Annotated in this window: 20 protein-coding genes and 1 pseudogene; 8 read left to right on the top strand and 13 right to left on the bottom strand. The window is 44.3% G+C overall.

The features are described 5' to 3' along the window. Both H532_RS17780 and H532_RS0104085 read right to left on the bottom strand, forming a co-directional pair. Positions 1-198 (bottom strand): annotated as a pseudogene (locus H532_RS17780) (IS5/IS1182 family transposase); the annotation flags it as partial. A gap of 106 nt (positions 199-304) precedes the next feature. Further along, positions 305-832: a PAS domain-containing protein gene (locus H532_RS0104085; RefSeq protein ID WP_027724440.1), complete on the bottom strand. Its 528-nt coding sequence runs from the start codon at positions 830-832 to the stop codon at positions 305-307. 171 nt (positions 833-1003) lie between these two features. Between H532_RS0104085 and H532_RS0104090 the strand changes: the two genes are divergently transcribed. After that, positions 1004-2056, top strand: coding sequence for a M20/M25/M40 family metallo-hydrolase (locus H532_RS0104090; protein WP_038111494.1), 1053 nt, complete (start codon positions 1004-1006; stop codon positions 2054-2056). 62 nt (positions 2057-2118) lie between these two features. Here the strand turns inward: H532_RS0104090 and H532_RS0104095 are convergent, their stop codons facing one another. The 5 genes from H532_RS0104095 to kapB all read right to left on the bottom strand — a co-directional run bounded on the left by H532_RS0104095 (position 2119) and on the right by kapB (position 5470). Continuing rightward, on the bottom strand, positions 2119-3168 hold the full coding sequence (locus tag H532_RS0104095) for a hypothetical protein (protein ID WP_027724442.1): 1050 nt from the start codon (positions 3166-3168) through the stop codon (positions 2119-2121). Between the two features lie 157 nt (positions 3169-3325). Further along, entirely contained in the window at positions 3326-3679 is a 354-nt protein-coding gene (locus H532_RS0104100; RefSeq protein ID WP_027724443.1) for a hypothetical protein, read from the bottom strand. A 118-nt stretch (positions 3680-3797) separates the two neighbouring features. Then, entirely contained in the window at positions 3798-4280 is a 483-nt protein-coding gene (locus H532_RS0104105) for a dihydrofolate reductase (protein WP_027724444.1), read from the bottom strand. Beyond that, positions 4277-5071 (bottom strand): thymidylate synthase, encoded by a 795-nt coding sequence (locus H532_RS0104110; protein ID WP_027724445.1) that lies wholly within the window; start codon positions 5069-5071, stop codon positions 4277-4279. Before H532_RS0104110 ends, H532_RS0104105 begins: the two co-directional genes overlap by 4 nt. After that, complete coding sequence (gene kapB / locus H532_RS0104115) at positions 5072-5470, bottom strand: kinase-associated lipoprotein KapB (RefSeq protein WP_027724446.1); 399 nt, start codon at positions 5468-5470, stop codon at positions 5072-5074. A 126-nt stretch (positions 5471-5596) separates the two neighbouring features. Here kapB and hpaB point away from each other — a divergent pair, with 126 nt between their 5' ends. The 3 genes from hpaB to H532_RS0104135 all read left to right on the top strand — a co-directional run bounded on the left by hpaB (position 5597) and on the right by H532_RS0104135 (position 9070). Further along, positions 5597-7048 carry a 4-hydroxyphenylacetate 3-monooxygenase, oxygenase component gene (gene hpaB, locus H532_RS0104120; protein ID WP_027724447.1) on the top strand — a complete coding sequence of 484 codons (1452 nt, stop codon included), beginning with the start codon at positions 5597-5599 and terminating at the stop codon, positions 7046-7048. A 238-nt stretch (positions 7049-7286) separates the two neighbouring features. After that, positions 7287-8264: a hypothetical protein gene (locus tag H532_RS0104130; protein ID WP_027724448.1), complete on the top strand. Its 978-nt coding sequence runs from the start codon at positions 7287-7289 to the stop codon at positions 8262-8264. Beyond that, complete coding sequence (locus H532_RS0104135) at positions 8261-9070, top strand: protein-glutamine gamma-glutamyltransferase (protein ID WP_027724449.1); 810 nt, start codon at positions 8261-8263, stop codon at positions 9068-9070. The genes H532_RS0104130 and H532_RS0104135 overlap by 4 nt, the downstream gene beginning before the upstream one ends. Before the next feature lie 708 nt (positions 9071-9778). Here the strand turns inward: H532_RS0104135 and trhO are convergent. The 4 genes from trhO to H532_RS0104170 form a co-directional block, all read right to left on the bottom strand. Then, the gene (gene trhO / locus H532_RS0104155) at positions 9779-10717 is read right to left on the bottom strand and encodes an oxygen-dependent tRNA uridine(34) hydroxylase TrhO (protein WP_027724451.1); all 939 of its coding nucleotides are present in this window, start codon (positions 10715-10717) and stop codon (positions 9779-9781) included. A 70-nt stretch (positions 10718-10787) separates the two neighbouring features. After that, on the bottom strand, positions 10788-11027 hold the full coding sequence (locus tag H532_RS0104160) for a DUF2164 domain-containing protein (RefSeq protein WP_027724452.1): 240 nt from the start codon (positions 11025-11027) through the stop codon (positions 10788-10790). A 239-nt stretch (positions 11028-11266) separates the two neighbouring features. Next, positions 11267-11704: a BrxA/BrxB family bacilliredoxin gene (locus tag H532_RS0104165; protein WP_027724453.1), complete on the bottom strand. Its 438-nt coding sequence runs from the start codon at positions 11702-11704 to the stop codon at positions 11267-11269. Positions 11705-11761: 57 nt separating this feature from the next. Further along, positions 11762-13444: a formate--tetrahydrofolate ligase gene (locus tag H532_RS0104170; RefSeq protein ID WP_027724454.1), complete on the bottom strand. Its 1683-nt coding sequence runs from the start codon at positions 13442-13444 to the stop codon at positions 11762-11764. Positions 13445-13666: 222 nt separating this feature from the next. On the opposite strand from H532_RS0104170, the gene H532_RS0104175 reads away from it, so the two are divergent. Genes H532_RS0104175 through H532_RS0104185 form a run of 3 tightly spaced genes read left to right on the top strand, consistent with a single transcriptional unit; the run spans position 13667 to position 18617 of the window. After that, entirely contained in the window at positions 13667-14077 is a 411-nt protein-coding gene (locus H532_RS0104175) for a ribonuclease HI family protein (RefSeq protein WP_027724455.1), read from the top strand. Next, positions 14070-14981: a DMT family transporter gene (locus tag H532_RS0104180; RefSeq protein WP_027724456.1), complete on the top strand. Its 912-nt coding sequence runs from the start codon at positions 14070-14072 to the stop codon at positions 14979-14981. Before H532_RS0104175 ends, H532_RS0104180 begins: the two co-directional genes overlap by 8 nt. Positions 14982-15032: 51 nt before the next feature. Continuing rightward, positions 15033-18617 carry a dynamin family protein gene (locus H532_RS0104185; protein ID WP_245566403.1) on the top strand — a complete coding sequence of 1195 codons (3585 nt, stop codon included), beginning with the start codon at positions 15033-15035 and terminating at the stop codon, positions 18615-18617. Positions 18618-18718: 101 nt separating this feature from the next. Here the strand turns inward: H532_RS0104185 and H532_RS0104190 are convergent, their stop codons facing one another. Together H532_RS0104190 and cshA are read right to left on the bottom strand one after the other, a co-directional pair. After that, positions 18719-18943 (bottom strand): IDEAL domain-containing protein, encoded by a 225-nt coding sequence (locus H532_RS0104190; protein ID WP_027724458.1) that lies wholly within the window; start codon positions 18941-18943, stop codon positions 18719-18721. A 227-nt stretch (positions 18944-19170) separates the two neighbouring features. Next, the gene (gene cshA, locus H532_RS17785) at positions 19171-20640 is read right to left on the bottom strand and encodes a degradosome RNA helicase CshA (protein ID WP_051263129.1); all 1470 of its coding nucleotides are present in this window, start codon (positions 20638-20640) and stop codon (positions 19171-19173) included. A gap of 332 nt (positions 20641-20972) precedes the next feature. On the opposite strand from cshA, the gene zwf reads away from it, so the two are divergent. Further along, positions 20973-22451 (top strand): glucose-6-phosphate dehydrogenase, encoded by a 1479-nt coding sequence (gene zwf, locus H532_RS0104200; RefSeq protein ID WP_425426225.1) that lies wholly within the window; start codon positions 20973-20975, stop codon positions 22449-22451. Positions 22452-22547: the final 96 nt, after the last annotated feature.

Raw genomic sequence — 22547 nt, forward strand, 5'->3', positions numbered from 1 at the left:
ACCAAGTGCCAAACGAACCGAAAAGGCCTTGTGTCCTTGCCTGACGTCTCCCAGTGACTTGACATATTCTTTTTCAGCTTTTGACCAGGGGATGAGGTTAGACAAGACCACCCAACGGTTATTGGGATTTAATTGTCCACCAAACGGCAGGAAAAATTCATGTGGCAGGATGAGTTGATCGGCATGATGTTCGTACAAAGTTAGTCCCTCCAAGTGCAAGGTTTTTGATGAGTTTCCGAATCATACCCTTGCATATAAATTCGACAAAAAAGTGAAAAACCCTTGTTAAATCAACATTTTTTTGTTATTCAGTAGACCCTAAGTAAACAATATTTCCCGATGATGTCAGGATGCCTATTGTATCGTGAAAATGTTCTACTAGAGTGCGGTATTTTTCTTCACTGATTTTCACATCTTCTTCCGCAATCTTGAAATGAGCAACATCTCGCGTGACACAAAAACATTCCCCTTCATCAAAATCCATATCGGAAGCAAGTTTATCCCCTTTCACGAAGTCGGTTTCCACCCAAATATAGTCGCCTTCTTTTCGGCGCAGGCGATACAAAACTTTTCCCGAATGCTCATAGGGATTTAAAAAACGCATTTGAACGCCTTGTACATCATCGGGGTGAATGAAATCATAAAATGTGTGGTGATAGAGTTCTTCGGGTGAGACGTTAATCAGGTTGATAGCTGAAGGCGACACATATGTAAATAAACCGTCTTCCAAACGGTGGCGGGAGAGCATTTCCGCGAAGTAATTCGTGAAAATATGAAAATGGTTTCGGTCCGCGTCTGAGAATGGGTATGTTTGATTCTCTTGTTCCATCATCACTTCCAACTCCCCTTTGAACGGAGATCATCGAAAAATAGTATAGGTTTAATGTTTGCGCAAATTATACGGTTTCTATTATATATTTTAAAAGGCTTATGATAAAGTTATTGTTATAAAAAAGATAGTGATAATACGCTTTTTTTACAACAACGTGAATGAGGTGGCGAAATGATCAACCAAGAATTCCTGTTGGACTTACTTAGAACCCCTTCCCCATCAGGTCAAGAAGTGGCGATTCAGAAAAAGTGGCTGTCTTATGTGAAACCCTTTGCGCACCACATTGAAACGGATGCAGCGGGCAATGTCATCGCCTCACTCAACCCTAAGAGTGACTTTAAAGTCCTCCTAGCCGGCCATTGTGATGAAATTGCTTGGGTCGTCAAGCAGATCGATGAGAATGGTTTTATCCGGGTGGAAAAATTAGGCGGAATCAGCGCAAAACCTGCTTTAGGAATGAAAGTCGATGTCCTCGGCAAAACGAAAACATTGACAGGTGTCTTCGGTGTGATTGCCGAGCATCACGGCGGGGCCAAAGATGACTTCGATGTTGAGGATCTTTATATTGATTGTGGGGCCAAATCGAAAAGAGATATTGAAAACTTTATCACCATCGGGGATCCCATTATTTATAGAAGAGAACCAGAAGTTTTAGCCAATGGCCGTCTGACCGGAAGAGGGTTAGATAACCGCACCGGTGCCTTTATTGTGGCAGAAGTATTGAGGAATTGCGCCGAAAAAGGCGTTGCGGTCGGCGTCTATGCCGTAAGCACTGTCAATGAAGAGACCAACATGGGCGGCGCCTATTTTGCCACCTCTAAAGTAAAGCCGACATTGGCCATTGCTTGTGATGTGACCTTTGCGACGGATTATCCCGGTGTCAACCGCGAAAAGCATGGGGATGTCAAACTCGACGGCGGTCCAGTGCTTGCTAAAGGAGCTCCGATTAACGTAAAGATTAATGAATGGCTCGAGGAAGCGGCTAGTCGCTTAGGAATATCCGTCCAATATGAATTAACACCAAGTGCAACAGGAACAGATGCCGATAAAATGCGATTAACCGGTACAGGGGTCCCGGTTGCTCTTGTTTCTCTGCCGCTTCGCTATATGCATTCCCCTGTTGAGACGGTCAGTTTGGCCGACATCGAGCGCGAAATCGAATTGTTGACGGAATTTCTTACCCATCTCACTGGCAAAGAGAATGTCAACCCGATTGAACTCTGATGTTTTGGTTATTTGAAGTATGCTCATGGGCTCATGCGGGGCATTCGTGCGTATGCCCCGACTTATTTTTCATCGATTAAGTGTAATAAGTGAGAGAGCTGAGGTAAATGTGAATACCCAAACATTTGCAAGCGTTTATATTTTCCATACTCCCTTAAAGCCATCACGGCTTGCCGCATATATTGTTTATATTTTGCTTCCCATTCCCTTAATTCCATAGCATAATTAAAAAGATGATAACGATTTTGAAACAATCCTACGCATGAGATCACTTTGTCATGCGGGTGAAGCGGCTCGATCTCATGGGGCGAGCGACTTTCAACGACGGCAGTTTTTATTTCTGAGAGAATGACGCCATCCCATTCATCCGGATAGAAAGGACAATGATAAAGCAACAAGTCGTACCCTTGTTCCGTGGCTCGATCCACGAGGCGGCTTAACAATTGAGAAGGGAATGTAGAATTTTCACTTTTAATGATAAAATAACGCTCTACTGGAATCGGAAACCGGCCGATGAACGTCGGACCATCCCCGCCATTCGTGCCAAAGTATGCGGCATCGGTAGCGGTTTTTTTATTCTTTTTCATCGATTTCGGAAGCAACTCCGTTAAGATCGCCTCACTGAAAGGTTTGACTTCCCTTTCCTGGATCGCGCCATCATAAACCTGGCGAATGGCATCGTTATATTTTCTGGCCTCCAATAATTTCGTTTTGGCCGTATGGAGTGCTGACCGTTCTTTATCCTTTAAAAACAAGAGGTGTGAATCATCAGCGTCGCGGCATGATGGAAGGCGAACGATTTCCGCAAAAGGGATTTTCTCCGCTGAAACGATCCTTTCATTAAACAGACCAACTCCGGTTTCCCGATTTAAAATCCCTACAATGAGATCACTATCCGCCGAATCAGGAAAAATGATGTAACGATCCGGCACCATTTTTTCCTCGTTCATGACCTCTTTTAATTGTGGTCTTTCGATCACCCAAGTTTCATCGAAAAGATAGGCTTTTCTTATACGGGAAAACAACGTTTTGGGCCACAAGGAAATCAACGGATTAATGACGCTCGTGAGATAGATTTCACAACACCCTAACACGGTTATGGATCCTTTCATAAAATTTTTTTGAAACCCCTGCAGAGAACTTTGCTCTGCCAAGCTCGGTTAAGAGAGAGCCTTTGTTGCCATCTTCCTACCTGTGCTTTTCCAGACTTTCTAACCGGTACAACAAAAAGCCAACCCTATCTTGTTAAGGGTTGACCTCTTCTCCCTCTTAAACATGGGATTTAACACAGACTTGAATGACTGGCACAAAGGTAACAGCAGCAACGGACACCGGAAGCCAAGCAAAAAGGAGTATGAGAAACAATGTGAGACGGTGTTTTAACGGACAGCGATGCCTTTGGTCAGGCGCAAAACCAAGCAACAGTCCCATCACAAGACCGACCGTTAAATAGATGAATAGAACAGTGATCGGATAAACGGCCACGGTATCAACTCCATCTCGCGTTCGCACGCTTTTTAATAAAATATGCCGGAGCCGGATTTTCTGTGATTGGCGTGATTTGAGGATTTTTCGCGGATATAGCGGAAAAAATAGTTTCACATCGCGCACCTTGCGAGACAAGAAAAGCCTTCATCGTCTCTGTTATTTCACAAAGACGTCTGAAGGCTACCTTAAACCTTTTAAAGAAGTAAAAGACTGCACCCGCCCGTTCAACCGAGACGGTTTCGAGTCTTATCGTTCACCGTTTCTTTTCATAGACGAGAAAGCGGTGTGGATAGCGGTTTTTTTCATCGACAGTGCCAGGGGTATCCGAAACAAGCGTCCACTCGTTCGGATTGAAAGTAAATGTGGTGTCCCCTGCAAAAGTATGTTCAATCCGCGTGATATACATGCGGGCCGCAACGTCCTTAAAAGCTTCAAACACTTGCGCGCCACCGATAACAAATGCCTCTTCATCTGCAGGAAGTTCGTTAAGAATAGCTTGAGGGGTATGGTATACTTCACAACCTTCCGCATGAAAGTTCGGATTGCGCGTCAACACGATATTCCGTCGACCCGGGAGCGCCTGACCAATGGATTGAAAAGTTTTTCGCCCCATAATGATGGCATGTCCCATCGTTAATTTTTTAAAATGCTTCAAATCATTAGGTAAATGCCACGGCAATTGATTGTCTTTACCGATTGTGCCATGCTCGTCCATCGCTAATAAAAAGGAAATCATACCGATACCTCACCTTTTATATGAGGATGCGGGTGGTAATCGACAATGGAGAAATCCTCATATTTAAAATCAAAAAGATTGTCAACCTGGCGATGAATCACGAGCTTTGGTAAGGGACGCGGATCGCGTGTGAGCTGAAGACGCACTTGATCCAAATGATTTAAATAAATATGAGCATCGCCTAACGTATGAATAAAATCCCCGACTTGAAGCCCCGTCACGTGTGCGATCATATGCGTTAATAGCGCATAGGAGGCGATGTTAAATGGCACCCCAAGAAACACGTCACCGCTTCGTTGGTAAAGCTGGCATGACAGACGTCCATCTTGGACATAGAACTGAAAAAGGCAATGACAAGGCGGCAAAGCCATCTCGGGTATGTCAGCGGGATTCCAAGCGGTGACGACGAGTCGCCTGGAGTTAGGATTTTTTCGGATTTCTTCTACCACTTGTGCGATTTGGTCGATCGTCTCACCACTTTTTCCTGGCCATGACCGCCATTGATGTCCGTAAATCGGACCGAGATTGCCTTCTTCGTCCGCCCATTCATCCCAAATTGACACGCCATTCTCCTTAAGATAACGGATGTTCGTCTCCCCGCGTAAAAACCAAATGAGTTCATGAATAATAGACCTAACATGAAGTTTTTTTGTTGTTAAAAGCGGAAAGCCCTCTTGTAAAGAAAACCGCATTTGATGCCCGAAGATGCTTATGGTTCCAGTTCCTGTTCGGTCAGCTTTTTCATGGCCTTCGTTTAATATCCGCTGACATAAATCCAAGTACTGCCTCACTTACATTCCCTTCTTTCCTTGAAAATAATCTTTCTCTAAATCTTTAATTAATGCGATCGATTTTTGCGCCCATTCATTACCTTTCACCTCGAGCGCGGCGATTTTGTCCTCGACAGCTTTCTTTAATGAAGACTCGTAATCCGGAATTTCTCCATCAAAGCTTGTGATGGCATGATGATTGACAACCACTTTTTCCCTAAAGGCATGAGCCCTTCGCTGATGGAATAATGGTACATCCACTCGGTTGGGAAAATGAAGATCGCCTTGTGTCGGATGTTTTAACACGGCGAGAATTTCCACGACGGCATATTTTTCATTTCGATAGGATAAGAACTTGGCGACATATTCGCCCGTTTTACTTCTTACGGCCACGATATCTCCGCTCTGAAAGGTTTTCAATTCCCGCACCTCCATCAAATTCACTTTCCAGTATAACAAATTGGGCCTAAATGAGAAGAATCGATTTCACACAACAGCGCATTGCGACTTAAACTATCATGAATACGTCTAATCGAGGTGAAAAAGGTGCCAGCTATAAACGGCAAACAGTATATCGACCGCATTGATGCCCTTTCCGCCAACATTTGGTATAACGGCCGCAAAGTGACCGGCAAACTCTCTGAACACCCGGCCTTTAAAGGCGTCATGCATGAAACCGCCCGTTTATTCGATCTTCAAACCGCACCGGAAACGAAAGACATTTTAACCGGCCCGTCCGAATATACCGGAAACCCTGTTGGTAGAGCTTACATTCCGCCCAGAACTAAGGAAGATTTGGAATTAAGGCGGGAAGCGGTTCGAATCTGGGCGACGGAAAGCTGCGGCATGTTAGGACGATCCCCAGATTACATGAACACGGCTCTCATGGCCCTTGGCACTGCTTCTGACATTTTGAAAGGGGAAGATGAACAATCGGCTGAAAATCTTTTAAACTATTATAAATACGCCATGGAAAACGACTTGACTCTAACTCACACTTTTATTATGCCACAAGTTAATCGCTCGCAATTTTATAGCGAAACGGATGGCCCGATTATCGGCGCCCGGATGATTGATCAAACAGATGAAGGCATTATCGTCCATGGCGCGCGGCTACTCGCAACGCAGGGCGCAACAACTGACGAATTACTCGTTTTTCCTTCTGGTGCGAGACTTCCTTATATTAAAGCTAGCGAATCCATGGCCTATGCGTTTGCCATCCCGAACAACACCCCCGGCCTTACTTTTGTTTGCCGGGAGTCTTTCGTCGGAGGCGAATCGCGTTTCGATCACCCTTTAAGTAGCCGCTTTGAGGAAATGGATACGATCGTCCTCTTTGACCACGTACTTGTGCCATGGGAACGCGTCTTTTTGCATGGCAATATTGATGTAAATAATCGCATCTATCATGACAGTCACTTCTACCCTTTGACGTCACACCAAGTCATTAACAAAAACATCGCTAAAGTTGAATTTCTTTTGGGCTTGATACAAGCCATGATTGATGAAATCAATATTGGAGAATATCAGCATATTCACGAAAAAGTCTCCGAAGTCATTATAGCTTTGGAAACGCTGAAAGGTCTCGTTTACAGTTCCGAAAAAAATGCCGCTTTGAATGCCTTTGGTGTCATGGTCCCGGATTGGAAGCCGCTTCAGGTTGCCGGCATTTATTTTGCGAAGACGTATCCTCGGTTGATTGAAATCATCAAAACGATTGGTGCGAGCGGTCTTGTTTCCATACCGACAGAAAGTGATTTCCGCTCCCCTATTGGAGATGATTTACGGCATTATCTACAGTCGGCAAAAGGTAATGGGGAAGAAAAAGTCCGGCTATTTCGCCTTGCTTGGGACATCTCGATGAGCGCTTTTGCAACGCGGGAAGAACTTTATGAACGGTATTTCTTTGGCGATCCCGTACGACTCGTCTCCCTGCTCTACCATACCTACGACCGAAGCGATATCATCGAGCGCGTCCGTAACTTTTTAAGTCCGTAACTTTTTAAAAAGAAAATAATAAAGAAAACCAGGCTCCACCTAGCCTTTTAAGTAAGGTGGAGCCTTCGTTGCGCTTATGCTAGCTTGAAAAAAACATCATTTCTTACAAGCATAAATGGCGAAAAAAATCGCACCATAAATGGATACCTTTCGGGGCGTCCATCTTTTTTTCGTACATGATCCCTCATTTTTCATCATAAGAATGAAAAAGACCATTCTCTGATAGGTGGTGAAAAAATTGACCCATCCTAACGAAAGAGCAATCAATCCGCTTATCAAACGCTATAAAAGCCGCGATTGGGATGGCCTCCGCACGACTTGGACGGACTTGTTGCGAGAAAACGGAGAAGCGGCCTTCGAGTGGATCAATGATCCGGACATCGCTTTTCCTATTTTGTATTCACTCGCACCCGAATTAGCGGACGTTCACGACAATTTGACAGTGAAACACCAGATGGCGATCAACCATATTTTTTCTGTGTTAAATGGTGATCCATTCGGTATCATTGAAGGCATGGATTTACTTGATCAATATCATTATTGTGTGGAATGCTTTGAATGGATGATTAGGAGCGGGGGGTTGGAAACCGTCGACAGCCAATACCCATATGTCATTGATCATGCCTGTGATCTTCTGTTACATCATTTTCACCACGATTGCTTGCAAGACATCGTTGACATTTTATTTTACCGGAACCGTTCAGGTGGTCAACGCCATTATATCCTTTCGACTTTTTACAATGCCGCGAATCCGATTGGCTTGATTTATGTGGCGAAATATTTGCGTTCAAAAGACGCCAAAGATATTGCCTTTGCCAAATCCATCTTAAGTTTTATCCCGGATGTCGTCAGCACCCCTCCGTTGGAGAGTGAAAGCCGCGTTTTAACTTGGCTCGAGGAAAATCGGGATTATTTGATCTATACGTACGAAACGAATGATTCCCATCCGCATCCTGAACCTTTTCGAATCCATTACCCTGCCAAATATCTTGGGATTCCCATCGATCACACATCCGGATCCTTTCTTTACCCGCTCGGTGAATCATTCGAAAAGCGATATCAAGATTTTCAAGCGCTCCCCTTACATTTTCAAAAACAACTTTCCGCCTATTCATTACAATTAAGGCGGACAAACCGCGGGTTATGGTACCAATGGATAGCCGAGCCACTGAATACACAAGTCACCATACTGCAGCAAAGAGGGTGGCCCTTATGATCATCATGAACTATCAACCGATTGACGTGAGTACGGCCATGCAGCTTGTTGGTTCATCGGAACGTTATCAAAGCATTTTGCAAGCGATGTCAACGAGTCAAGAAGTGTTTAATTATCCGAATGCGGAATTATTCACCTTTTCTGTTCATCTTCGGGCGGCTATTATTGATGCAGCTGTAAAGTTAGCGGAGAGTGATGTACGGTTTGCCACCTTTTACGGCTCTAAATGCAATCCAGAGTACTGGCAATTAAGTCACGAAGGCGGTTTCCTCCTCAAGCCAAACGTACAACCGAGTCACGCCATTCGTGACATCTTTAATAATAGCAGGCAGTATGCCTTTGAATGCGCAACCGCAATGGTCATTATCCTTTTAAAAGGGGTAAACCGGACGATTGGGGATGAAGCGTTTAATCGTTTATATCGCCACCTTTATCTTTGGGATTGGCATGAGGAACCGCATTTGCCACTGATTATCGAGCCTGTTGAAGCGGGCGGCATTCCGGGTGACATTATTTATTTTAAAAATCCACAAGTGAATCCGAGAACACCCTGGTGGCAAGGTGAAAACGCGGTCGTCCTCCCAAATGGCCGCTACTATGGGCATGGAGTTGGGATTCAAACCGCTGAAGGCATCATTGCAACGTTAAATAAATTTAGACGACCGGGGGCCACCCGTTCCGCCTTTATTATGGATCGTGCCACGAGAATTAATGTTGCCCATCTCTATGTCCTTCTCCATTCCCGCATCAACGGTTGGACATCGGAGCGCAAAGGTACAAATCGTCGAAGCACAACCCATTTATAGTGCTTTGTATAACGGTTCTGGGAGTACTTTAGCGACCATTACATGTTGAAGTAGATCAGTGAGGCAAATGTTACGCAATCTGAAAAAGCGTTATATTTCATGGGCTGGGATTCCCGAAAATAATACGCAATCGCGAGAAATGGGATTTTCTGGGTTCCATTTCGGCCAAAAACAAAAAAGGCATATTATTTTGAAGCCGATCAATCAGACAAATGATACGCAATTTGAAAAAGCATATCATTTCATGAGCTGGAAGCCCCGTAAATAATACGCAATCGCGAAAAATGGAGTTATCTGGGAGCTATTTCGACCAAAAATATAAAAAGCATATCATTTTGAGGCCAGTTGGTCAGCAAAATGATAAGCAATTTGAAAAAGCATATCATTTCATGAGCAAGAGGCCGCATAAATGATACGCATTTACGGGAAATGGAATTATCTAGGTTCCATTTCGACCATAAAAAAAGCGTACCATTTTAAAATGCTCGCATAAAAACTTTTTCAATGAAATGACCCCCAGCATGGTCGCTTTTTTTATAAGTAACTTGTTGAAGGCGACACTGGCAGAATATCCTTCGTTCAATACGAGCGCTTTTGTCTAGTGGTACAATTCGGAATTCGCCAGTGTCGTTAAGCGAAAAATTTCTCATTATTGGTGAATGTTTCTCATTATTGGTGAATGACGCTTTGACTCGGCCCGCGACGGAATCAGCCGTTTACTTGCTGCAATTGTTTTTGTTCTTGTTTGTGCTTGATGACATATCGGTTATTCGGATGTTCACGACACGTATCGGAACATGAATGCCAGTATTTATCTTCACAATCGGTGCAGCAAATAAATTGTCGGTTGCATTCAGGATTAGCACAATTGATCAGGCGATCCTCACGCTTCCCGCAATAATGGCATTGACCGACAATGACGTCTTCATCGGTTTGATTGACGGGAACCGCAATTCGGCTGTCAAACACATAGCATTTCCCATCATAAAGGCGCCCTTTAACTTCCGGGTCTTTTCCATATTCAATGATGCCGCCGTGAAGCTGGTTAACATCTTTAAAACCTTGTTTGATTAAATAGCCGGTAAATTTCTCACAGCGAATGCCGCCTGTGCAATACGCTAAGATTTTTTTATCCTTTTTATCTGCTAAATGCTCCTCAACCCATTTCGGCAATTCTCTGAAGGCATCAATATCCGGTAAAATCGCGCCGCGAAAATGTCCAATTTGATGCTCATACGTATTCCGGGCATCGATGACGACGACGTCATCATCTTGCAACGCTTCATAGAATTCTTTCGGGGATAAATGCTTTCCGGTCAGTTCATTCGGGTTGATATCCTCTTCTAATTTCAATGAAACGATTTCTTTGCGATGGCGTACGGAAATTCTTTTGAAAGCATGGCCATCCGCTTCATCGATTTTGAAGACAATATCTGAAAAACGGGGATCGTCTCTTAAAGCTTTCATATAGCGGTCGGTTTGTTCGACCGTTCCAGATAGCGTGCCGTTAATGCCTTCTGAAGAAATAAGAATGCGCCCTTTGACACCAAGTTCCTTACAAAACGCCAAATGTTCCGCCGTAAAGGTTTCCGGGTCATCGATCGGCACGTATTTATAGTAAAGCAATACTCGATATGGTTTACTCATTGTGTCTAGCCTCCATCATCACCTAAAAATATGCCTGTCTTAATCCAAAATATCATTATAACCCAATATATTACCTTTTATCAATTGGCTTTTCCAGCACATACAATTCTTCGTCAATAGAAGTCCATTGTTGTTCCAGCATTTGTCTGACATCGCGTAAGGCTTGGTTATATACGAGAGGTGCAATGTGATCGATAAAGAAAGCATAAAGGTTTTCCGCTCCGATCAGTCCCAATTCCTCATGTCTTTCATCATAAAAATAGCTTTGAAGCTTTGATATAATAAGCTCCTTTTGTGCTCGGTTCAACATTTTATCATCACCCTACAAAGAAATGCCTTAAAAATCAATCATCGTGCCTGCGATAATGCTTACTTAGCTATGAAACCAAAAAGATTGTAGGTAAAGCGATCATTGACCCTATGCTCGCCTGAAAATATTTTATACTTACTTATTTGTAAAAAAGGCTGACCTAGGAATGGCGTTTCCCTTCTTCTCAATTGCCGCGCATCCCTTTTTTAGTCAGCCTCAACACAAAAATGACTTAAAGGTTATTGTCCGCAATGTTCTTCATAGGCTTTTTGCAAGTTTGCTACAATCGTTTCCAAATCCTCATCCTCTATGTCATCGCGCGGAATAAAGTGCACCACTTGATTGCCTTTTAAAATGGCGAAGGATGGTGATGAGGGTTCGATATCTCCAAAATACTCGCGCATGCGAGCGGTTGCTTCACGATCTTGACCGGCAAAAACGGTCACTAAATGCTCAGGTTTTACTTTATAATCGAGCGATTTGACAACGGCTGGTCTCGCTAAACCGGCTGCGCAGCCACAAACTGAATTGACGACGACAAGCGTCGTGCCTTCAGCTTGTGCCATATACTCGTCCACTTCCTCGGGAGTTTTGAGTTCTTTAAAACCAGCATTCGTCAATTCTTCTCGCATCGGTTTGACAATTTCTCTCATGTATTCTTCATAAGCCATAGACATCAGATCATACCTCCTTTATGATGGATGACAGACTTACCCTATTTTACAATAGAATGTTTAGAAAAGACCAGTTATGACACCGTCGGCTGTGATGTCCATATTTAAAGCAGCTGGTTTTTTGGGCAATCCCGGCATCGTCATGATATCACCCGTTAGCGCAACGATAAACCCGGCGCCGATTCGCGGTCTTAACTCACGGACATGAATGATAAAATCTTTCGGTCTTCCTATTTTAGACGGGTCATCAGATAAAGAATATTGGGTTTTCGCCATACAGACCGGCAGATGTCCCCATCCGTTTGCCTCAATTTCTTTTAATTGTTTTAAAGCGAGTGAAGAAAACTCGACATCGGCACCACCATAAACCTTTTGTGTAATCGTTTTGATTTTTGTTTTCACATCCATATCAAGGTCATAAATCGGTGTAAAGGCATTTCGTTTTTCGTTGACCACTTCAACGACAGCATGGGCAAGTGCTTCGCCACCTTTGCCACCTTCTTCCCAAACATTGGCGACGGCATTTTCTATGCCCCGAGATGTACACCATTCCTGTATAAACGCGATTTCATTCGGGGTGTCTGTGATAAAGCGATTGATAGCAACGACATAGGGAAGTCCAAACGCTTCGATGGTTTCGATATGTTTTTCCACATTGGCCATCCCTTTTTCCAAAGCCTTCAAATCCTCCACCTTCAGTTGGTCTTTTGCTAGACCGCCATGCATTTTTAAAGCGCGGACCGTTACGACGATCACGACAGCGCTCGGTTCGATATCACCCGCTCTTGTTTTTATATCAAGAAACTTTTCCGCCCCCAGGTCAGCACCAAAACCGGCTTCTGTCACAACATAATCCCCTAATTTCGCAGCGAGTTTAGTCGCTACAACACTATTACATCCATGTGCAATATTGGCAAAAGGCCCGCCGTGAACGAATGCTGGCGTGTTCTCAAGCGTTTGAACAAGATTTGGATTAATAGCATCCTTTAGTAATAGCGTTAAGGCTCCTTCCGCGCCAAGGTCTTTGACCGTTACCGGCTGTTTCGCGCGGTTGTAAGCCACAACCATTTTACTCAGCCGGGATTTTAAATCATCGAGGTCGAGTGATAAACAAAGAATGGCCATAATTTCTGAAGCGACCGTGATATCGAATCCATCCTCACGAGGGACGCCGTTGGCTGTACCGCCGAGTCCGATGACGATATGCCGTAAAGCTCGGTCATTCATGTCCATCACGCGTTTCCATAAAATCCGCCTTGGATCGATATTGAGTTCGTTGCCGCGATGGATATGATTATCGATGAGCGCCGCTAACAAATTATGAGCGGTCGTGATGGCGTGGATGTCTCCTGTAAAATGTAAATTGATGTCCTCCATTGGGACGATTTGCGAGTAGCCACCTCCCGCTGCTCCGCCCTTCATTCCCATGCTCGGTCCCAATGACGGCTCACGCAAGGCGATGATCGCTTTTTTCCCAATCCGGTTTAAAGCTTGTCCCAACCCAACGGTCACAGTAGATTTTCCTTCACCAGCTGGTGTTGGATTGATGCTGGTTACTAAAACCACTTTACCGTCCGGTTTGTTTTGTAAGCGCTTTAATAAACTTGCCGAAACTTTCCCCTTATATCTTCCATAGGGTTCCCAATCTTCATCCGATAAACCGAGTTGTCGAGCGATGGTTTCAATGGGTGCGAGTTTTGCTTCTTGAGCAATTTCGATGTCCGTTTTGAATGGTTTTGCCACGACTTTCCACTCCTGTTTTCTTTTTTTCAATGGTCTGATCCATTTACCCCTATCGTATCATAAAGAGAATCATCTGTATCCTTTTGAATCATTTTTATTGCGGAAGATTCAATCACCTAAATATATTGACAATATAAGGTAATATTACTTTTGGTAAAGTTCTTTTCTTAGTTTTCAGGATGCGTTATTCTATAAGGTGTATTAGAATGAGGGGGAACTTCGTTGATTGAAGTCTATATCGACGGCGCTTCGGCCGGTTGCGGCGGTGTAAGCGGAATTGGCATCGTTTTAAAACTTTCCGACGGAACCGTCGAAGAACACGCCATTAGCGTCGAGGCCAAAAATAATCATGAAGCGGAATTCATTGCAGCCATTCAAGCCTTAAAATTATGCCTTGCCAAAAAGCTTTCATCGGTATCCTTGCGCACAGATTCACAAATTGTTGACCGCGCACTGAATCGCCATTACGTGAAAAATTCGCTCTTTCAACCTTATTTGGAACAGTTTAAACAATTGGAAACACAATTCGATTTGTTATTTGTCAAGTGGATCCCGAGTGCCCAGAACAAGAAAGCAGACCAATTGGCAAAGACCGCGATTCACCGAAGGAAAGAGGGCAAAACCTATGAATAAAAAATGGTTCGCCGATTTAGGGCTCTTATTTGTAGCGTTTATTTGGGGCTCAACGTTTGTGGTTGTGCAAGATGCCGTTCAAGCCATTCCTCCACTGTCCTTTAACGGCTTTCGCTTTTTGTTTGCTGCCTTGTTTCTTATGTTATTTGCCTTTAGGGCAGGAAAGAAAAACCCCATAAAAATGAGTAAAGGGCTACTTTTAAGCGGCTTTCTTCTTGGGTCTCTTTTATTTGTCGGTTACGGAACGCAGACGATCGCTTTGGTCTATACAACCTCATCCAAAACCGCCTTTATTACGGGGCTGTCTGTTGTGCTCGTCCCGCTCTTTTCTTGGCTCTTTTTAAAACAACCGCCGAAAAAGCAAGCGCTCATCGGTGTGGGGTTGGCAACGGTCGGCCTTTACCTTTTGACGGATTTGCAAAGTTTTACGCTAAACAAAGGAGACGGACTGGCATTCGTTTGTGCCATCGCTTTCGGCGTGCACATCATCGTGACGGCGAAAGTAACGATAAAGTATTCTAGCATGGGATTAACAATCATACAACTTACGACCGTCTCCTTTCTAAGCTATATAGGTGGCGCTTGTCTTGACGGTGTGACCCGGACATTTTCGATCGTCCCTTTTTCTCATCCAGCCGTACTTTTCGCTTGTTTATTCACAGCGCTTTTTGCGACGGCGTGCGCCTTTTTGTTGCAAACGACTCTTCAACGGTATACCTCACCGACACATGTCGGCCTCATTTTTATTATGGAGCCGGTTTTTGCGGCCATCACCGCATTATTATTTACAAATGAACCGATGTCGCACAAGACAATTGCCGGGGGCTTCTTTATTCTGCTCGGCATGATGGCAAGCGAATGGCCGATGGGAAAAAAGACTCAGGCTAAATCCTTGAATCTATAAAACTTAAATTTTCGATACGAGGACAATTAAAGGTGGTCAAAAACTTTGAAAATGGAAACGCGAACAAAGACGGATTTATACGCTTTATATAAATTTTTTCGAGATGCAGGTGACCTTCGCCGCGCCAAACAAATGAAGCGTTTAATACAAAAGAAAGCGGAAAATCACCTCGTCATCGGCTTCAGCGGCCATTTTTCTGCTGGAAAGTCAAGTCTTATTAACGCACTCATGGATGACCGATTTTTACCGACAAGCCCCATTCCAACGAGCGCGAATGTCGTCCGGTTAGCCTATGGTGAGCCGAAAATTGTTTTGACCCGTCATGATGAAACCCGCACGGTCTTTCTACCACCCTACGATGTTCGGGCTATTTGGGAAAACTGCAAAAATGGGCAGGACGTTCTTGAAGTGTTTATTCAAACGGATCAAGGCATGCCTGAGGATTTAGAGTGGATGGATACCCCTGGGATCGATTCCACCGACCCGCTCCATATGGAAATGACAGAAGATGCCATCATCCTTGCTGACCACATCTTTTACGTGGCTGATTATAATCATGTATTAGCTGAGGAAAATTATCGTTTTCTCATGACCTTGGAAGAGATGAACAAACCTTATCATCTTGTGATCAGCCAAATTGATAAGCATCGGGAAAATGAGCTTTCCTTTGAGGCCTATAAAAAATCCATTTTTGATTCTTTATCCGCCTGGAAACTTAAACCGGAGAGCATCCATTTTATTTCGATAAAAGACCTTTCGTTAGCCGTAAATGAATGGGAAGCGTTTCGTTTTTATTTAAAGACGCTATCCGACAAACGCTCAGCGCAACCTGAAACGGAGGCTGTTCTTCGCAAACTTTATAAGGATCATATCAAATGGTGGAAGAACCAATACGGTGATGCCGAGAAGGCAATGGCTGAAGCCTTCGATGGGATCGACCGCGAACACCTGACTTACCGGCGGGATGTTTTAAAAACAAAATTAGAAACGCTCCATGCCCGTAAACGTCAGTGGCTAGATGACTGCATCAAAGCAGGCGATCAGGCGATCGACAATGCCATTTTAATGCCCTATGAGACGCGAGAACTGGCACGTCAATATATTGAAGCTTGCCAACCGGATTTTAAAATGGGCTTTTTCTCTACGAAAGCCAAAGTAGAAAAAGAACGGATGAACCGGCTGGATGCCCTTTTACAAAATCTAAATCAACTTCTTTTGACAATGAATCGGCAAACAGCGGAAAGCCTGTTCAATCCTTTAAAAAAATATCTATCGATGGATGAGGCCGTACGGACGCGGCTCTATTCATTAAACGTTGAGGCTTCACCGGAACTCATTGAAAACCATGTTGAAAAAGGCGCCTTACTCACAGGGCAATATGTCTTAACGTATACGGCAGCTCTCGAAAGTACATTAAAAAAGCAAATGAAAAAAGAGGTTCGTAACCTTTTGGAAGAGCTCACACCGCTCATCAATCAACCGATTCATCAAGCTAAAGAAGCTGTGGAAAATGAAATGAAGGACTTGGATGAGCAATTAAAACAGTTTGACGCTTATGCCGATGCCCTTAAAAAAGAAAATACTCACTTTCAAACCGGTGAGGAGATCTTAGAGGGAACCATTATTTTAAATGAGGAAGAACGGCATCTTGTCGAAGAAGACTTTTTAGCGCAAGAGGAAATGATCGCCTCCATGCGCATGGAAGAAAAACCAATGGCTGAGAAAAGCCCGACCATTGAGGAAACCCCCTCTGAGATGCCGACGCCTGAAATTCAAGAAGCCCCGGAGGATTGGGAAGCGCGTTTCAGAAAGGCTGAGCAGATCCTTCGCGGGATTAATGGATTCACTTACCTTGCCGAGCGCTTTTCAAAACGCGCTGATCGGCTGAAAAACCAGCGTTATACGGTCGCCTTATTCGGCGCCTTCAGCGCAGGAAAATCGTCTTTTGCAAATGCCATGTTAGGACAAAAAGTTTTACCTGTTTCACCCCATCCGACGACCGCAACGATTAACCGGATTCTGCCGGTCGATTGCGACCACGCGCACGGTTCAGTGGCCATACACTTTAAGACGGAAAAAGCAATATTGGATGAGGTGAACCAAGCTCTTGAAACCTTCCAACAACGGGTTGACGCTTTAGAGGAATTACCGACTGTTATTGAAAACGCGCTCCTTCAAGCTACCGAATCACGGCACATGGTCTTTCTAAAAGCCGTCGCGAAGGGGTATCGGGATGCTCAAGGGTCCCTCGGCCGCACCCACACTTTGCCACTTGCTGAAGCTTTGCCTTTTATATCAGTAGAGCAAAAAGCGTGTTTTGTGGATATGGCCGATATTTACTTTGATTGCCCGCTCACGCAAAGCGGTGTTTCACTCGTCGATACGCCCGGTGCGGACTCCATTAACGCCCGCCACACCGATACGGCCTTTCGTTACATCCGCAATGCCGATGCCCTTGTATATATCACTTATTATAACCATGCGTTTTCAAGAGCGGACGAAGAATTTTTGCTGCAGCTCGGCCGTGTGAAAGAGGCCTTTGAACTAGATAAAATGTTTTTTGTGGTCAACGCCATTGATTTGGCCCAATCGGCCGACGAAGCCCAAGAAGTTGTCCGTTACGTTCGGGAACGGTTGTACACGTATGGTATTCGTCAAGCCCGCTTGTACGGCATCTCTAGCCTGAAAGCGTTGGAGTCTGGGGAAAATGCATCGTCCGCCTCGGGTTTTGATAAATTCTACAATGACTGGGACGAATTTGTCCGCTTTGGGTTGCAAAAGCAAACGATTGAGCAAGGTGTGCGCGACTTTGGACATGCCAAACGCGTGCTCGAAGAAACGATGAAACGGATTGCCCTTTCCGCCACCGAGCGGGAACAAGTGCTTGAAAGGATGGCTGAAGGTTACCGTTATGCGACATCGGTGATACAGGCAATGGATGCGAAAGGTGCCCTTTCTCGGTTGCAAAATGAAGTTCGGGAATTGTTTTTCTACGTTAAAAAGCGCGTCATTCAACGTTTTCTTGATGAATTCTCACGTTTTTTCAACCCGGCGATTTTGTCATCGACCGAAAAAGAACCTAAAAAAGTTTTACTCAGCCGATCGCTCGAGGAATGCTTGCAATTCCTCTCCTTTGACCTTGACCAAGAAATACGCGCCACTTACTTGCGCACCGAAGCCATGCTCTCGAAACTGATCGCGGAATATCGCGAAGATGCCTTAGCTCAACTTGGCGAGGAATGGGCGGTCGAATGGCCAGAAAAACCAGAATGGAAGACTCCTGAGATTACCGCTTCTTTAAAAAAGACGGATCGCTTGCCCTTTGAAGCTTGTTTTAAACACTTTAAAAATCCGAAACAATTTTTTGAAGCGGATGGCAAGAGCCGAATGCGTGAAGCGATGCAGCTCGTTCTTTCAAAGGCCATCGATCACGTCCTTTCGCAAAATACCGAGGAAACTCTGCAGCATTATGAAATCATCTTTAAAAATACGTTAGAGAAAGACCGCGCCCATGCCCTTAACGATCTTGAGACCTTGCGCAGAGAGCAGGAACAAAGTCTCACCTTTGATGCAGAAGCGCTTCAACAAATAAGGGACGCCCAAGAATCCATCAACCAACTGATGCCTATCCAATAAAGGAACCTATGCTCTACAAACATTGAAATGATACTGACCTTAAAAATTTATATAAAAAGATGAGGTTGACACAATCATGTTATTGTGTCAACCTCATTGGTTTAACGAATCAATTCTCGGTACTTTTTGCTCAATTTTAAGAAAGTCTTTTTATCCCCTTCATCCAAGCATCGGTCAATTTCTAACCGTAAATCATCGATCAATTTTTGCACTAATATTTCATCTAAAACCATTTGTGCGTAAATATCCTCAATCGACACCAGCTTTTCGAGTTGGGTTGATGGGAGGTTGCGCATGCCTTCTTCATGGGAACGTTCTGATTTCATCGTTTATTCCCCCTGGCCTTTATTTTTAGTTTAACCTATTTTTCAGACTATTTCAACCCAAACTCTTTTGAATATTTTGGTATATTTTGGCGATTTTAGTTTAATCTTGCTAAAATATGATATTCGTTCATTAGACGGAAGATGTCGCCTTCACTTTTCCGATAATAATAGAAAAAGGTTGACTCTTTTAGGAAACTCCTTAAAAGTCAACCTTCAGGCGTAACGCGTTAACCCTTCACGCGATCACGTTCGCGCATTGAACGACGGCGGCCTGCGCCCCGTTCTTTGCGGTCGCCATAGGCATTGCCAAACCCGCCGCGGGACCTCGGACGTCTCCCGTTCGCTCCCTGCCCATGTCGTTTGGACATCCGTTTAACCTGTAGCGGTTTTTCTTCGGTTAATTGGATCGCCCGGGTATCCGTTTCGCGTGTCAACAGTTTCAGCGCAGCAGCAATCAGTTTAACTGGCGATTCCGTCTCCACCAGCGACTTTGCTAAAGCTTCATAAGCCGCCATGTCATTACGATGGACTGTCCGCAGTAATTTATCAACCGCCAGTTTCCGCTTTGCGTCCGCCGCCTCCTCTTTCGTTGGGATATCCATGCGTTCAATTTTGCGCTTGATCGATTTTTCGATTTGATACAAATGGTATTTCTCCGGTGTGGTTACAAACGTAATGGCTTCGCCGCGTTTACCGGCACGCCCTGTACGACCGATGCGGTGCACATAACTTTCCGGGTCTTGTGGCATGTCAAAATTGTAGACATGTGTGACATTCTCAATATCTAGTCCCCGAGCGGCTACATCAGTTGCGACAAGGATCGTCACGCGATGAGCTTTAAAATCGTCCATCACTTGGTCACGACGGCTTTGGGTGAGGTCTCCATGCAGTCCTCTGGCTTTATACCCTAATTTGCGAAGGGCCGTCGTTAATTCGTCCACGCGCCGTTTCGTGCGTCCGAAAACGATCGCCCTTTCTGGGTGTTGGATATCCAAAAGCCGGGTAAAGACGTCCAGTTTTTGCTTTTCTTTAATTTCAATGAATTGTTGATCAATCCGGTCAACGGTCAATGTTTTCGCTTTAATTTTTATTTCGACCGGGTTTTTCATGAACTTGTCAGCTAACCGGCGTATAGCATCCGGCATGGTGGCGGAAAAAAGCAAAGTCTGCCGATTTTCCGGAACTTCACTTAAAATGGCTTTTATATCATCGATAAAGCCCATATTCAACATTTCATCGGCTTCATCGAGAACAACCATGCGCACATCTTCAAGACGAATGGTGCGTCTTTTGATATGATCTAAGAGTCGTCCAGGAGTTGCAGAAATGATTTGCGGGCGCTTTTTCAGCGCTTTTATTTGCCGTTCAATCGGTTCACCGCCATATACTGCCGTGGCATGGATCTTTTTGTATTTACCGATGGCGTTTAACTCTTCAGCAACCTGTACTGCCAGCTCCCGTGTCGGTGCAACCACGAGGCCTTGTGGACCTCTCGTACCATCTACCTCAATGCGCTCGATCATCGGAATGCCAAAGGCAGCGGTTTTTCCGGTACCCGTTTGCGCTTGGCCGATGACATCGCGACCTTCTTGAACGTGCGGAATCGCTTGTTCTTGTATAGGGGTTGGTTCCCGAAATCCCATTTCTTCAACAGCTTCTAATAAATCTTGACTAATACCAAGTTGTTTAAAATCCATATTGTTTCAAAATACTCCTTCTTCCATTCACTTTAAATCCATTGGTGTTTCATATGACAAGCATATTTTTTACGATAACAAAAATATGTAAAAGAAGCAAACATTCCATCCTGAATTGGGCAATTTATATATTACCGAAATCCATAAAACCATTCATCAAGCGGAGCTTTCTTTTCATTTTTTATCTAACATGATCGGAAGGATTTACTGCAGCTAGCACGACGATTGGCATTGATTGATCATAGATTGTATAATTAGAAATTGGGTTTTCAAAATCCGCGCATAATAACCTTATAAACCTTTAATTTGAATAAAGCGAGGAAAAAACTGTGGTGAAAGAACAAACGCAACCAACATTAATTGTCTTATTTGGAGCTTCTGGAGATTTGGCAGAGCGAAAACTTTACCCTGCCTTATATGAAATATATAAAAAAAATGGGAATAAACCGTTTGTCGTGATCGGTTGCGCCCGCAGACCCTGGGACCATGATCAGTTTCGTGCCTTTGTTGAATCTTCTTTAAGGGAGACCCTCGACACCGAATCGAAGGGCTTTTTGCAAAGATTCTTCTATTACCCATTAGATGTCAATCATACCGACGCCTATCATGAGTTGCGTGATTTGGTCGAACAATTGGACCGCGATTATCACCTCAAAGGCAACCGACTGTTTTATCTTGCATTAGCCCCGGAATATTTCAGCACCGTCACCTTGAACCTAAAAGAAGCCCATTTAACCGAAACGAATGGCTGGAAACGGCTTATCATCGAAAAACCGTTTGGTAAAGATTTAACCTCAGCTAAGGCATTGAATGATGACATCTGCAAGGTGTTCATGGAAGACGAAATTTATCGGATCGATCATTATCTTGGAAAAGAGATGGTGCAAAACATTCAAGTCATTCGTTTTGCCAATCCCATTTTTGAATCCATCTGGAACAACCGGTACATAGCCAACATCCAAATTACAGCCAGCGAGACGATCGGCGTCGGTGAACGGGCCGGTTATTATGACCGGACTGGTGCCTTATTAGATATGGTGCAAAACCACATTTTGCAAATGGTGGCCTTAACCGCCATGGAGCCACCGAGCCGTTTAGAAACCGAAGATATACGGGATGAAAAAGTGAAGGTGCTCCGCTCGATTCGTCCCGTCACGGCTGAATGCGTGGCTGATCAAATCGTACGAGGCCAATATACACGCGGCTTATTGGCAAATAGCGAAAGAGCCATTGCTTATCGAGAGGAAGACGGGATCGCTCATAACTCGGATACAGAGACATTTATTGCCGCAAAACTTTACATCGATAATTTCCGATGGTCCGGCGTTCCGTTTTATATACGCACAGGCAAACGGTTAAAAACGAAATCCACACAAATCATTGTCCAGTTTAAAAACGCGCCGTTAAATCCATATCTTCGGACCTTTAATGGTGAAGAGCCCAATTTACTTGCCATCCATGTGCAACCCGATGAAGGCCTCACCCTTAAACTCAACGCGAAAAGGTTTACTGAAAAATGGGATACGATGCCCATTACCCTTGACTTTTGCAACAATTGTTCGAAAGAAGACTACGGTTCCGACGCCTATGAACGATTGATTAACGATTGCATGCATGGCGACTCCACGAATTTTACGAGATGGGATGAAGTTGCCCTTTCTTGGGAATATGTAGACGGCATTATTCGCGCATGGAGGGAAAAACCGATCCCCCTCAATTTTTACGAAGCCGGTTCAATGGGACCTTATGAAAGCGACCAATTGCTAAAGAAAGACGGCTGCGAGTGGTGGCCGCTCATGAAATTGAGTTAAAGAATACCCCCTCTGCTAAAGAACACTTGGCTCTGCTTAGCCTAATTAGGCGCTGGCAGAGCCTTTGTTGTCCTTGAGGTCCTAAAGAATGATAAC

The organism is Tuberibacillus calidus DSM 17572 (assembly GCF_000430685.1).
GTDB lineage: Bacteria > Bacillota > Bacilli > Bacillales > Sporolactobacillaceae > Tuberibacillus > Tuberibacillus calidus.

Excerpts from the sequence above, each read along its gene's own strand:
- H532_RS0104085 (WP_027724440.1), bottom strand. The coding sequence starts at position 832 with ATGATGGAACAAGAGAATCAAACATACCCATTCTCAGACGCGGACCGA.
- H532_RS0104090 (WP_038111494.1), top strand. The coding sequence starts at position 1,004 with ATGATCAACCAAGAATTCCTGTTGGACTTACTTAGAACCCCTTCCCCA.
- H532_RS0104095 (WP_027724442.1), bottom strand. The coding sequence starts at position 3,168 with ATGAAAGGATCCATAACCGTGTTAGGGTGTTGTGAAATCTATCTCACG.
- H532_RS0104105 (WP_027724444.1), bottom strand. The coding sequence starts at position 4,280 with ATGATTTCCTTTTTATTAGCGATGGACGAGCATGGCACAATCGGTAAA.
- H532_RS0104135 (WP_027724449.1), top strand. The coding sequence starts at position 8,261 with ATGATCATCATGAACTATCAACCGATTGACGTGAGTACGGCCATGCAG.
- trhO (WP_027724451.1), bottom strand. The coding sequence starts at position 10,717 with ATGAGTAAACCATATCGAGTATTGCTTTACTATAAATACGTGCCGATC.
- H532_RS0104160 (WP_027724452.1), bottom strand. The coding sequence starts at position 11,027 with ATGTTGAACCGAGCACAAAAGGAGCTTATTATATCAAAGCTTCAAAGC.
- H532_RS0104165 (WP_027724453.1), bottom strand. The coding sequence starts at position 11,704 with ATGTCTATGGCTTATGAAGAATACATGAGAGAAATTGTCAAACCGATG.
- H532_RS0104180 (WP_027724456.1), top strand. The coding sequence starts at position 14,070 with ATGAATAAAAAATGGTTCGCCGATTTAGGGCTCTTATTTGTAGCGTTT.
- H532_RS0104185 (WP_245566403.1), top strand. The coding sequence starts at position 15,033 with ATGGAAACGCGAACAAAGACGGATTTATACGCTTTATATAAATTTTTT.
- H532_RS0104190 (WP_027724458.1), bottom strand. The coding sequence starts at position 18,943 with ATGAAATCAGAACGTTCCCATGAAGAAGGCATGCGCAACCTCCCATCA.
- cshA (WP_051263129.1), bottom strand. The coding sequence starts at position 20,640 with ATGGATTTTAAACAACTTGGTATTAGTCAAGATTTATTAGAAGCTGTT.